Source organism: Halostagnicola sp. A-GB9-2 (assembly GCF_030068615.1).
Taxonomy (GTDB): Archaea; Halobacteriota; Halobacteria; order Halobacteriales; family Natrialbaceae; genus Halostagnicola.
The window spans coordinates 32072-43489 of the sequence record NZ_JASJOC010000019.1 but is presented as its reverse complement, the minus strand read 5'-3'; the positions used below and the strand labels follow the sequence as shown (position 1 = coordinate 43489).

Here is an 11418-nt window from a genome sequence, read left to right as displayed (position 1 = left end):
CGTCCCGCCGTAGGCGTCCTTTTCGACCAGCGTCGTATCGAGCCCGTGTTGGGCGGCCCGAATCGCCGCCACGTAGCCGCCGGGACCGCCGCCGATTACCAGTACATCCGTCGCCGTCCGCACATCTCCCATCACCATTATTCGAGTAGTAGCAGTTCAGGATTGTTCAGGTATCGCTTGACCTCGTTCGTAAACTGTGCCGCCTCCGCGCCGTCGACGATCCGGTGGTCGACCGACATCGAAATGGGGAGCGTCTCTCGAACGACGAGTTCGCCGTCTTCGACCCACGGCCGCTCTTTCAGCGATCCCATCGCGAGGATCCCCGCCTCGGGATAATTGATTATCGGCGAAACGTACTCGCCGCCGATCGCCCCAACATTCGTGATCGTAAATGTGCCGCCCTGCATTTCGTCGGGCGCGATCGAACGGGTTCGAGCGCGTTCGGCCTTATCGTTGATCTCTCGAGCCAACTCGATCAAGCTCTTTTGATCCGCATCGTCGATCACGGGTACCATCAATCCGGCGTCGTTCGCCACGGCGATCCCGATGTTGTACTCGTCGTGGAGAAGAATCTCGTCGTTCTCCTCGTCCAACTCCGCGTTTAACGCCGGGACTTCTTTCAACGCCGCAACCGACGCCTTGATCGCGAACGGCAGGTACGTAAGCGACGCGTCGCGATCCGAGGCTACCTCTTTGAGTCGACTTCGCATTTCGACTAACTCCGACACGTCGACCTCGTCTTGATGGCTGACGTGGGGAGCCGTGTACTTCGAGGTCGACATCTTCTCCCCGATCGTCCGCCGCACTCCAGTGTACGGAATCCGGTCTCCCGGCCGATCGTGGTCGGGTTCGACCGCTCGTGATTCTTGCTTTCCGGACGTCGTTCGATCGCCCTCCACGTACTCGTCGACGTCGTCAGGGGTGACGAACGGTTCTCCTTCCCGCTTTTCGCTCGCCGGAACCCGATCTATGGCAACGTCTTTCTCGCGAGCGAGTTGACGGGTCGCCGGCATTGCGAGCGTTCGATCCCGGTCCGCGCTTTCGACGCGTTCGGCTGGGGTCGAATCACGCTCCTTGAGTCCGGTTCCATGTGCCTCGAACTCATATTCGGCTTCGGTACCATCTGTCGGTTTAGTATCTGTTGTCAGTTTGGAACCTGCGGCCGATTCGGTGCCCACCGCTTCGTTCGAGTTTGTGAAGGCGCGTACATCAGACTCGGAGATCCGACCGGCCGAACCGTCCATCCGGCTCCGGACCGCGGAAAGATCCACACCCTGTTCTCGAGCGAGATTTCGGACGCTCGGCGGTGCAAATACGCGTTCGTCCTGAACGGGAACATCGGTTCCGCCGCTCGTCTCGCTTGCCGGTTTGGCCGAATCCCCCGTCGGGTCGGAGTCAGCGGACAACGTTTCGGTCGAAGCGCTCGAGTTACCCGAAGCCGTTTCGGCAGATGAGGATCCCTCAGCGACGGTTCCGTCATCGACTTCGAAAGCGACGAGGACATCGCCGACCGGTACCGTCTCATCCTCTTTCGCACGAAGTTCGGCAACGACGCCCTCGTACGAAGACGGAATCTCTACCAACGCCTTATCCGTCTCAACTTCGGCAATCGGTTGATCCTTCTCGACGTGGTCGCCGGGTTCGACGAACCACGTGACCAGCTTACCTTCGGCGACGCCTTCGCCGACGTCAGGAAGTTTAAACTCCTCTATAGCCATGCGTGTTAGTACATCGTATACAGAGTGCTATACACTCTTCGGTGACTGATATTGTTATCGAGACTAGATTCCAGTAATACGACCGAACGGTTCACACGAATTTCGGGGCGGTTGTAGCACAGTTCTCCGTGCGGTCACGCGGCAGGTTTTCTTCTCGCACTGCCATCTTGGTGGGACACTAGCACGAATCGGAACTAGCAACCAACTTCACGAGATAAGAACTCCGAAGCGGAGTACCCACTAGTCAACAGTGCTAGTATCGATATAGATTGCCACTATCGAAAGAAATATTCGGCTAGGGAAATTCCGGTCACATGTGATTGGAGAAATCGACCACATCGAGATAGAGGCAAGTAACGCTGAGGAAATGGCCGGATTCCTGAAGAAGCTCGGATACGAAGAGCTTCGAACGACGGAACACCACGGCGAGTCCTTCGAACTCGAACCGTCATCCGGGGACGGTCCGCTCTTCGAAATCCACACCGTCGAAGGTGAAGAGGTCCCAGGAATCAACCACATCGCCTTCGGGGTCGACGATATCGACGAGGTTTCCGAGCAACTCGCGGAGGAAGACATCGATTCGATCGTCGGTCCGTACGACGTTGAAGAGACCGGCCGGACTATTACGAACTTCCGCGACCCCGACGGTCGACGGTTTCAGGTAGTGTCGGACGACGAGTAAAGATGCGAGTGCCGCCGACCGGCGCGTGAGAAGCGTTTCGGCCGGCGAGACAGCGAAAGCGAAGCGCGGACCTTGACAAAACGTCTACCACCCGCGCCTTTTCAAAGCGTTTCCCACCCGCGATTCCATTCTCGGAATCGAGACAGTTGGGATCAGACTCCTTCGGACATTTCTACTCGAGAATTGTTCTCGAAAGTCGTTTCATTTAACGGTACCGGGCAGATGATATCTCGCCCGACAGTAGAATGCCGCAGTTCCGATTTACTCGGATCCAGAGAATTATAAATGCGCACATAGTAAAATTCATTATTTAGTTTGTGGGATTTATACAGTCTGCCAGGCATATTACAACCATATGTTTGTAAGATATCAGTAGGACGTATTCGACGAGCCACCATCCGACCATATCGGAAGGGGTAGAAGACGGTTCGTAGCCCGCAGACAAGTACGAACACTAGTTAAACGTTACAGAGCGCTGAGTAACTAAGAGGGGTATAACTGAAGGAAATCTCTAGTTTGGCGATCAGTATGCTTATTGTTACCGCGCAGATTCTTCACAGCAATGCACGTCGCAATTATCGGCGGAGCGAGTACGATCGGATCGACCTTCGCTTACACAATTATCGCAAATAATCCAAACGCCGACGTCACGATCGTCGAAAAAGCCGAAGATGCCGCGTGGGGGCACGCGACAGATATTACGCATAGCCAGTATCACTTCGCCGATTCTCCGAAGGAGGGCTCGTCCGCTTCCGGAACGATCGAGAGCATCGGAACGGACGAACTCGAGACGATAGAACCGGATGTGGTAGTGATTACTGCTCGCGCCCCCCTGGAGATCGATCCGAAAGAAGCCGAGAACGGAGACGTACGGAAAAAAGAGCTAGCAGGAAACGTTCCGATCATCGACAATATCGCCACTCAGTTGCGGTCGATCGGTCCGTTGCCCGTGATCGTCGTTACGAACCCGATCGATAGGATCACGTACAGACTCTGGGATCGATTGAAGTGGGACCGCGAGCGGTTTCTCGGATTTTCGTTAGCCGAAACGGCAAGAGCCGCGGAGACGATCGCATCGCTGTATGATGTTCACCCGTCCAAGGTGTACTGTCCGACGATGGGCGAACACGGCGATAACGTCGTCCCCATCTTTTCGAAAGCGACGGTAAACGGGGACCGCGTGAGCCTCTCGGAGGAACAACGAGCGGAGATCACGGAACGAGTGCTCGAGATTCCGTTCAAAATCGCAGAGGGTCGCGGAATAGAAGACTCATCGCGATGGGTAACCAGCGCGGGATTGAGTCGCGTACTTAGAAACATGTTCGACGAGACCCTTCAGGATCACCTGTGTCTCTCCGTTCCGGTCGATGGAGAATACGGATTGGAAGACGGATGTCTGAGTATCCCGGTAGAGTTGAACGAGAGCGGGGTGAAACGAACGATAGAGTGGGACCTCTCGAGTTCGGAAGCCCAGAGGGTAGAAACCGCACATAACAATATCCAGACGGATATTAACAGACTCGATACCTTTAACTGAGTGGAATGGGAGTTTTGGATACGATAACTGGAACAGTTTGAGACACAGCGATGTGAGCGACGTTGTCGCCTCCGTTTAGTTACAAGACTGGGGAAGGAGACACCCCTCTATCGATGTGTTCCGAAGACGGAGAACGGCGTTTCACCCGGGTTTTAGCAGGCGATCATGGTTACAGTAGAGTATCGTGAGATATACTACCCGACGCAACGAATCCTCGAGTACTCAATGACGACTACCGAAGACCGAATCAGCACGACGCACGTCGGAAGTCTCCCCCGTCCGCCAGAACTGCTCGAGCTTCTCAAAGCGCGCCAGGATGGCGCGGACGTCGACGAAGACGAGTGGGAGGCGACCGTCACCGACGCCACACGGACCGTCCTCGAACGCCAAGCAGACATCGGCCTCGACGTCGTCAACAACGGCGAGCAGTCTCGAGTCTCGTTCAACTGGTACGTCGCAGATCGACTCAGCGGCATCGACGGCGAGCGCGAGCAGGAGATTTGGGCTGACCTCGAGGATTACCCGGAGTACGCCGATGAAACGTTCAAGACGGACGTCATCGACCTCTCGATGCAGCCCGTCGTCGTCGACGAGATCGAGTACACCGGCCAGGAGGAGGCCGCCGCCGAATGCGAGGAGTTCCGAGAGGCGCTTACAACCGTCGACGCCGAATACGAGGAGACGTTCATGACCTCAGCGTCGCCGAGCATCGTTACGACCACGCACGTCAACGACTACTACGACTCCTACAAGGAGTACCTCTTCGACGTCGCGGACGCGATGGCAGACGAGTACGAACTGGTCGCCGAAACCGGGATGACCATCCAGATCGACGCCCCTGAACTCCTCACCGTCGGCCAGACGTCGGCATTCGCAGACGAACCCATCGAGGATATCAAGAACGCCACGAATCTCCACGTCAAGGCGCTCAACAAAGCTCTCGAGAACGTCCCCGCCGAGCAGGTCCGGCTTCACACCTGCTGGGGGAGTTACGAGGGGCCCCACCATCTCGACGCGAATCTCGTCGATCTCCTGCCGGAGATATACGAAGCCGATATCACGGGATTGCACGTCGAACAGGCCAACCCGCGCCACCAGCACGAGTACCGCGCGTTCGCCGAACAGCCGGTTCCGGACGGGTGGACCCTAATGCCGGGGGTCGTCGACGTGAAAACGAACATCATCGACCACCCGGAGACGATCGCGGACCGTCTCGAGCGGGTCGCCGACGTCGTCGACGACTCGACGCCGATCGTCGCCGCGCCCGACTGCGGCTTCGACACCCAGGCCGGGATCGGCATGGTCGATCCCGAAATAGCGTGGGCGAAACTCGAGGCGCTCGTCGAGGGGAGCGAGATAGCGACCGAGCGTCTCCACTGAGAGAAGGCTGAAGCGGTCGAACGATCGCGATGTAGCGTCTTCTCGAGTGGGACCAGCGTCGTATCGGTTATCGCCTCACCGTAGCCGATCCGCCTCTCGAGGAACTCCCGTCGGTCATCGGCGATCACGCGGTCACCGTCAGCCCATCGGATCAACCCGATTACCGCCGCGAACCGTGATTGAGCCGTCGATGGTTCGTCCGTCGACGGGTGGCGTTCATGCTGTGCGGTCCCTACCGTACTGGAGTCGTCGAGCGGTATGAGACTAACCGATACGCCGCACAAGACTCGCTAAGCAGTCTGTGAGTATTGTCTCAAACAAACTCTACGACCTGCTTGTTTCTCAAACAGGTCTAACTAGAAAATAGAGGCTCGAGAGAAGTTTTAGTTCCTAATCAGGCAGATCAAACTCCCAATCGACCACCATCTTATGAAAATCGACATATTGGGTTACCTGAAACGAAAGAAGTCGATAATTGATAATTTGGCTACGGTTCGCTATCATCACCCCCACGTAGACTTTCGGCGAACCGGTTCGACTGCGATGACAATGGCGTGTTCCGACCATCAATTGAGAGCGTTACGTACTCGTATCCGTCCGTGTGGTCTTCCTTTAGATAGGGCGAGTTACTCGATTTGGTTCGAGAACTGCTGACTGATTCGGGTTCGAACAATCAGCTACTGCATACTGATACTCTCCCGGTACAGACAGATTGTTGATAATATATCTCTGTCCTTCGCGTTCGATGCTCGTCCTGTATCGAACGCAGCAAACACACGCTCCCGACCAAACACAACAATCTCATCCACGGTATCGTCCACGGAGCGGTGAAGAGACGGCTTCGATGAACTCCACTCTGCGGTCCCTAAGCAACCCGTCCGGATCGTGTGACTGTGTTACCGACTAAATCCGAGACGGGTGATGCCGTCATAGGACTATTCTCGAGGAGGTGTTTTTCATCCCGACTCCGCTGAACCATCCGATAGATCGACTGCGAAACGACCCTCACCCTCGCCAAAACAACTATCAGTGACAACGGTCACATCAGTTGCAATGAACGGTCTCGATCGCGTTCGACCGCACGTCATCGGAGAAGGGTGGAGAGGTGGGCTTTTCTTACTGGCAGTGATCGCTCTCTCGTTGCTCTTCTCCGGTGGTTTTGTGCTCGAAATACTGGATGTGGGCTTCTCACTTAGCTGGGTCGTCGTAGCGTTCGGGATCGCGATCGTCGCAGGAGGGGTGAGGGCAGGCCTCCTACCGGCTATCGGTTCGCTGTGGTTTTTCGCCTTCTGGTGGTATACCTTTCCACCGCTCGTGGGCTATCTCACCGGCGATTGGGAAGCGGCCTCCCGATATACGTACCCTCGGACGTTGGGATACGGGTACGATTCAGCCTACCACGAGCTAATGGGTGGGATCAATCGGGGCGTTAGATCTGGCCTCTCGTTTGCTCTTTTCGTCGGAACAATTGGATACAGTATTGGAACCGCCGTCGCTTGGTTTCAACACGATTGAGAGGTCGTCGATAACTATCTCCTCTGTACGTACTGTTCGTCGGGTAGTCACAGAGAGGCGATGCAAATCGTCCTATGACACCGCCATACGGGAGACCGGCAGTGCGACCTCATCGAAAGATGCGATACTGTACCGGTGGGGTGTGTTGGGCGGCCACCCATCCGTTTTGCTGATCCGCGGGAAATCGCGACAGGCACCCCGTGGCCCCCTACGGGTAACGCGCGTATGGCACTTCGAGCCAGACGCTGGGAGCATGATTCCGAGTGATCTAGAGCGCGGTCGTTTCAGTTCCACTCTAAGACGAACCGTCTTGGTTGTGGATTCCGTCGAGTAATCGAGGAACAACAGCTATGACATCCATTGGTAACGTCACGTTCGCATGTACGGACCCCAACCGACTGGCAACCTTCTGGGCAAGCGCACTCGAGTACGAACGCGAGGAGTGGCCGGCCGAGTTCCAGCAAGCGTGGGAGGACGCAGGTCGTGATCCCAACGGTGCTGCTGCGATCGTCGATCCCGACGACAACGGACCACGGCTACTCTTCCAGAAGAAGCCGAAGACGCCGACCGAATCGATCCCCATCCACCTGGACCTCACGACGGACGACCGGGAGGCGACGGTCGAACGACTCGTCGAGCGTGGGGCGACGGAAGGGGAGACGAAGACGATGGAAATCGGCCCGCACACGGAAACCTGGACGGTGATGACCGATCCCGAGGACAACGGCTTCTGCGTACAAGCGCCGGATCAGTAACAAGGCCGATCGCGGAACGCGGATCGTCGTCGTTCGACCCGGTGTCCGTCGTCGATTCTTCCCGTTCGGTAGCACGGGGTTTGGTCATCGTCTCTCTCGTTCGTCCGCTCGTGGGGGAACGCGATAGGTTAGGTGCGTCACGACCGGTGACTCGACCACCCTCGTTCGCTCGAGTTCGATTCCGTCGTGATCCGATCGTCCGAACAGCCGAACGCCGTCACCGAGCACCACCGGCACGAGGTGGAGTTCGAGTTCGTCGAGCAAACCCGCCTCGACGCACTGTTGGATCGTGCTCGCACCGCCAGCGACCGAAACCTCCGCGTCGCCCGCAACCTCTCTCGCCAGTTCGACCGCGGACTCGATCCCTTCGGTGACGAATGTGAACGTCGTTTCGCCCAGTTCGAGGGGCTCTCGCTCGTGGTGCGTGAGCACGAACACCGGCACGCCGAAGGGTGGATCCTCGCCCCAGTGACCCTCGAACGGGTCGTCTTGCCACGGTCCTTCGCCGTTGTCGAACATCCGCCGACCCATCACCACCGCGCCGACGTTCTCGATCGACTCGCTGAATATCTCGTCGGCCCGACCCGTCTCGCCGCCCTCGAGACCGTGGACCTCCCGCCAGCTCGCGAGGTCGTAGATCCACTCGTGGAGGCGCTCGCCGCCGTCGCCGAGGGGATTCTCGCGACTGTCGTTCGGCCCGGCGACGAAGCCGTCGACCGAGACCGAGATGCTGGCACGGACCTCGGTCATCTCAGGGTCCACCTCCACTCGCCGCTTCGTCGTCGCCTCCGTTCGCCGCCAGGTGCTCGTCCGTTCGGAGCGGTTCGAGGTCCGCTTCGAACGCAGCCGCCGTGAGTTTCGCTGCCTTCGCGGGGTCGGAGCTCATGGTCGAGTTCCTCCGTCTGCGAACCCCATTTCTTCCGATTCGAGACTGTCCTGTAACGTCTCGAGGACCGACGGGCCGATTCCGTGCAACGCCTCGATTTCGGACGGGTCGGCCCCGTCCAACTGGTCGAGGCGGGAGTAGCCGGCCCCGGCGAGAGCGCGGCGTGTCGGCGCGGTCAGTTCCTCGGGGAAGTCGTCTCGAAGCAGGTAGGTGATTTCGGTGATCCACTTCGATCGATCGGATTCCGCCGTCGGATCGGTTTGGAAATGCTCGTATCGTCCCTCCCATCGGGTTGTCTCGCCGTCCGTTCGACGGGCGATATCGTGTCCGCTCGCCTCCGCCCAGTCCTCGAGCGCCGCGTGTCGGCCGGGAAGATCGTCGGGATCTCCCTCGTGTACTAGGATCGCGTACGTGCCGGCGGGGATCGTTCCAGGCTGCACCCGATCGTCGCCGTCGAGTCGCCCCTCGGTCGGGACGCCAACCTCGAGCTCGAACGGCCTCGTCTCGTCGCCGAGGACCCGATACCGGTAGAACGGGGCACCAACAAGTGGCTCTTCGTGGCGCTCGAGCCACTCGAGGAGCTCTCCGACGAGCGCGTTAACCTGCCCCCACTCGGCGAGCGTGGCCTCGATCGGGATCTCCACGCAGGGACGATCGCTGCGGTGCTCGAGAGATGGGGTCGTCGCCGTCATGTGCGAGCGTCTCCCGACTCGTCGAGGTATTCCTCGAGCTTCTCGAAGCTCTGGCTCCAGCCCATTTCCATCCCGCCGAGGGACTCCTCCACCGCCGGCGTCGCCGAGACGACTTCCGCTTCCAGCGTGAGATGCGTCTGATCGCCGTCGTCCTCGAACGTGACGGTGTTTCGGACCTCGAGCTGGTAGCCACCGTCGTCGTCCTCGAACGCCCGACTCGTGCTCACGAGCCGCTCGGGATCGACAACTTCGTGGAACACCCCCTCGTCGGGGTAAACGGTGCCGTCGGGCGCTTCCATATCGATGCTGAATGCGCCACCGGGGCGCGCGTCCACCTCACAGTCGGGGACGGTGAATCCCTGGGGGCCCCACCACTCGGCTACCTGGTTGGGATCGGTCCACGCCGCCCACACCGCTTCGCGGGGGGCGTCGAAGGTTCGCGTGATCGTCGTGTCGTACTCGCTCGGGTCGAATTCGTGCTCGCCGGTCGTGTCTTCGGTCATCGTTCTCGGGTCTCTTCGTTCCGCACTGTCTCCGCCACCGTTTCGATCGCCGCCATCCATCCCTCGGCGTGTTCCTCGGTGGTCTCTCGGTCCGGAAGACCCTCGTGAGTGAGCACGACCTCGGTGCCCTGACCGACCTCGTCGAATTCTACCGTGACTCGACCGACGTACCAGGTGTGGACGAGGCGCTCGCGCTCGATCACCTCGAGGAACTCGCACTCGATGTCGTGGTCGTCCTCGTCGTTACGCATGGTGATCGAGAACGAACCCCCAGGTTCGGCCTCGAGCGCGTGAATCTCGACGTCCATCATGTCCGATCCGTACCACCGACCAACCTCGTCGGGGTCGGTGAACGCTCGCCAGACGGCCTCGGTCGGCGCGTTGACGGTGCGCCGGACGGTCAGGCTCGTCTCCGTCGTTTCGAGCGAGGAACCCGCCGTCACGAGATCCGCCAGGGTCTCGAGGGAGTCGTTCCATCCCTCGTTCGCATCCGAGGGTGGAATCGCCTCGGGGATGTTTTCCTGACGAACGGTGACCTCCGTCCCGTCGGCAACTGCTTCGAAGGTGACGGTGACCGTCATCTCGCCGGCCATCTCCGGTTCGTCGCTCTCGAACTCGTCCGTGTGGACGATCCGTTCGCCTCGAGAGAGCTCCACGTAGGTCCCGCCGAACGACTGCTCGAAGTCCGCGACCTCTTCGGCGTCGCCGTAGAACGTCATGCGGTACGTGCCGCCTTCCTCCGGTTCCAGGTGGTGGACCTCGGCCGTGAAACCGGTCGGCGGCAACCACGCTGCGAGTTCGTCCGGATCGAGGAAGGCGTCGTATACCCGCTCGGGCGACGCCTCGATCACGCGACTCACTGTCATCGTTCGCGTTTCCGGCGTCGGAACGTCCGTCATCGGTTCGATCCCTCCTCGAGTACCTCCGCCAGTTGAGCGAGCATGCCCGTCCAGCCCGCTTTGGCACCGTCGGGAACCGGACCGGGGAACTCCTGGGTGATCACGACCTCGGTGCCGCCGCCGACGTCGCGGAACTCGTACGTGAGACGGAGTTCGCCAGCCTCGGTCTCCTCGCCCGAAACGAGGCGTTCGGCTTCGACAACGTCGATGTAGTACCCCTCGTTGTCCACGTGCGTCTCCCCATCCGTCCAGCGGATGGCCATCTCGCCGCCAGACTCGAGTTCGTTGGCGCGAACCTCCGCCGTCATGCCCTCCGGTACGAACCACTGCTCGAGTTCGTCCGGATCGGTGAACGCCCGCCAAACGCGTTCCCGTGGGGCGTCGAAGGTCCGTCTGATCGTCAGGTGCTCGGCGCGCGATTCGGATACTGCTTCGGTGTTCGCCGTGTCGTCTATCATTGGTTTGCTTCCTCCAGATGGTCCTCGAGTGCGTCGAATCGATCCTCCCAGAAGACGCGGTATCGAGTGAGCCACCCGAAGGCGTCGCTCAGCGGAGCGGCGTCCAGGTGACACTGACGTACGCGTCCGTCCTTCTCGACGTCGATGAGATCCGCATCTTCGAGCACCTGCAAGTGCTTCGAGACTGCTGCCAGGGACATGTCGTGTGGCTCGGCCAGGTCGCCGACGCGTTCCGGTCCGCTGGCTAACTGCTCGATGAGTTCCCGCCGAGTCGGGTGAGCCAGGGCTCCGAAGATCGCGTCAAGATCGATGTCGTTCGGGTCTCGTTCAACCATCCAGTTGAATATATGCCGCGGTATTATTTAACCTTTTAGTTGAATGAGGAGAAGTTCC

General features: G+C 59.2%; 14 protein-coding genes. 5 read left to right on the top strand and 9 right to left on the bottom strand.

What is annotated here, in order from left to right; genetic code table 11:
• Positions 1-138: FAD-dependent oxidoreductase (locus tag QNM96_RS22080; RefSeq protein WP_283838971.1), on the bottom strand; the 138-nt coding region annotated here is incomplete at its 3' end.
• Positions 138-1718: a dihydrolipoamide acetyltransferase family protein gene (locus QNM96_RS22075; protein WP_283838968.1), complete on the bottom strand. Its 1581-nt coding sequence runs from the start codon at positions 1716-1718 to the stop codon at positions 138-140. The genes QNM96_RS22075 and QNM96_RS22080, both read right to left, overlap by 1 nt.
• 316 nt (positions 1719-2034) lie before the next feature.
• Between QNM96_RS22075 and QNM96_RS22070 the strand changes: the two genes are divergently transcribed.
• The 5 genes from QNM96_RS22070 to QNM96_RS22050 all read left to right on the top strand — a co-directional run bounded on the left by QNM96_RS22070 (position 2035) and on the right by QNM96_RS22050 (position 7587).
• Positions 2035-2400, top strand: coding sequence for a VOC family protein (locus tag QNM96_RS22070; RefSeq protein WP_283838967.1), 366 nt, complete (start codon positions 2035-2037; stop codon positions 2398-2400).
• Positions 2401-2962: 562 nt separating this feature from the next.
• Positions 2963-3937, top strand: a complete 975-nt coding sequence (locus tag QNM96_RS22065) for a lactate dehydrogenase (protein ID WP_283838966.1) — start codon at positions 2963-2965, stop codon at positions 3935-3937.
• A 225-nt stretch (positions 3938-4162) separates the two neighbouring features.
• Positions 4163-5317: a cobalamin-independent methionine synthase II family protein gene (locus tag QNM96_RS22060; RefSeq protein ID WP_283838965.1), complete on the top strand. Its 1155-nt coding sequence runs from the start codon at positions 4163-4165 to the stop codon at positions 5315-5317.
• Positions 5318-6370: 1053 nt separating this feature from the next.
• Positions 6371-6832, top strand: coding sequence for a hypothetical protein (locus QNM96_RS22055; RefSeq protein WP_283838964.1), 462 nt, complete (start codon positions 6371-6373; stop codon positions 6830-6832).
• A 350-nt stretch (positions 6833-7182) separates the two neighbouring features.
• A complete protein-coding gene (locus QNM96_RS22050; RefSeq protein ID WP_283838963.1) occupies positions 7183-7587 on the top strand; it encodes a VOC family protein in 405 nt (134 codons plus the stop codon).
• A gap of 84 nt (positions 7588-7671) precedes the next feature.
• On the opposite strand, the gene QNM96_RS22045 is transcribed toward QNM96_RS22050, so the two are convergent.
• The 7 genes from QNM96_RS22045 to QNM96_RS22015 are packed head-to-tail and all read right to left on the bottom strand — an operon-like array spanning position 7672 to position 11360.
• Positions 7672-8337 (bottom strand): dihydrofolate reductase family protein, encoded by a 666-nt coding sequence (locus QNM96_RS22045; protein ID WP_283838962.1) that lies wholly within the window; start codon positions 8335-8337, stop codon positions 7672-7674.
• 1 nt (position 8338) lies between these two features.
• A complete protein-coding gene (locus tag QNM96_RS22040; protein WP_283838961.1) occupies positions 8339-8473 on the bottom strand; it encodes a hypothetical protein in 135 nt (44 codons plus the stop codon).
• Entirely contained in the window at positions 8470-9165 is a 696-nt protein-coding gene (locus tag QNM96_RS22035) for a GyrI-like domain-containing protein (protein WP_283838960.1), read from the bottom strand. Before QNM96_RS22035 ends, QNM96_RS22040 begins: the two co-directional genes overlap by 4 nt.
• A complete protein-coding gene (locus QNM96_RS22030) occupies positions 9162-9668 on the bottom strand; it encodes an SRPBCC domain-containing protein (protein ID WP_283838959.1) in 507 nt (168 codons plus the stop codon). The genes QNM96_RS22035 and QNM96_RS22030 overlap by 4 nt, the downstream gene beginning before the upstream one ends.
• Positions 9665-10567 carry an SRPBCC family protein gene (locus QNM96_RS22025; RefSeq protein ID WP_283838958.1) on the bottom strand — a complete coding sequence of 301 codons (903 nt, stop codon included), beginning with the start codon at positions 10565-10567 and terminating at the stop codon, positions 9665-9667. Before QNM96_RS22025 ends, QNM96_RS22030 begins: the two co-directional genes overlap by 4 nt.
• Positions 10564-11025, bottom strand: coding sequence for an SRPBCC domain-containing protein (locus QNM96_RS22020; RefSeq protein ID WP_283838957.1), 462 nt, complete (start codon positions 11023-11025; stop codon positions 10564-10566). Before QNM96_RS22020 ends, QNM96_RS22025 begins: the two co-directional genes overlap by 4 nt.
• Positions 11022-11360 carry a metalloregulator ArsR/SmtB family transcription factor gene (locus QNM96_RS22015; RefSeq protein WP_283838956.1) on the bottom strand — a complete coding sequence of 113 codons (339 nt, stop codon included), beginning with the start codon at positions 11358-11360 and terminating at the stop codon, positions 11022-11024. The genes QNM96_RS22020 and QNM96_RS22015 overlap by 4 nt, the downstream gene beginning before the upstream one ends.
• Positions 11361-11418: the final 58 nt, after the last annotated feature.

Bases quoted from the DNA above. Each gene is read 5' to 3' on its own strand.
- QNM96_RS22075 (WP_283838968.1), bottom strand. From the start codon at position 1,718: ATGGCTATAGAGGAGTTTAAACTTCCTGACGTCGGCGAAGGCGTCGCC.
- QNM96_RS22065 (WP_283838966.1), top strand. From the start codon at position 2,963: ATGCACGTCGCAATTATCGGCGGAGCGAGTACGATCGGATCGACCTTC.
- QNM96_RS22060 (WP_283838965.1), top strand. From the start codon at position 4,163: ATGACGACTACCGAAGACCGAATCAGCACGACGCACGTCGGAAGTCTC.
- QNM96_RS22055 (WP_283838964.1), top strand. From the start codon at position 6,371: ATGAACGGTCTCGATCGCGTTCGACCGCACGTCATCGGAGAAGGGTGG.
- QNM96_RS22050 (WP_283838963.1), top strand. From the start codon at position 7,183: ATGACATCCATTGGTAACGTCACGTTCGCATGTACGGACCCCAACCGA.
- QNM96_RS22045 (WP_283838962.1), bottom strand. From the start codon at position 8,337: ATGACCGAGGTCCGTGCCAGCATCTCGGTCTCGGTCGACGGCTTCGTC.
- QNM96_RS22040 (WP_283838961.1), bottom strand. From the start codon at position 8,473: ATGAGCTCCGACCCCGCGAAGGCAGCGAAACTCACGGCGGCTGCGTTC.
- QNM96_RS22035 (WP_283838960.1), bottom strand. From the start codon at position 9,165: ATGACGGCGACGACCCCATCTCTCGAGCACCGCAGCGATCGTCCCTGC.
- QNM96_RS22030 (WP_283838959.1), bottom strand. From the start codon at position 9,668: ATGACCGAAGACACGACCGGCGAGCACGAATTCGACCCGAGCGAGTAC.
- QNM96_RS22025 (WP_283838958.1), bottom strand. From the start codon at position 10,567: ATGACGGACGTTCCGACGCCGGAAACGCGAACGATGACAGTGAGTCGC.
- QNM96_RS22020 (WP_283838957.1), bottom strand. From the start codon at position 11,025: ATGATAGACGACACGGCGAACACCGAAGCAGTATCCGAATCGCGCGCC.
- QNM96_RS22015 (WP_283838956.1), bottom strand. From the start codon at position 11,360: ATGGTTGAACGAGACCCGAACGACATCGATCTTGACGCGATCTTCGGA.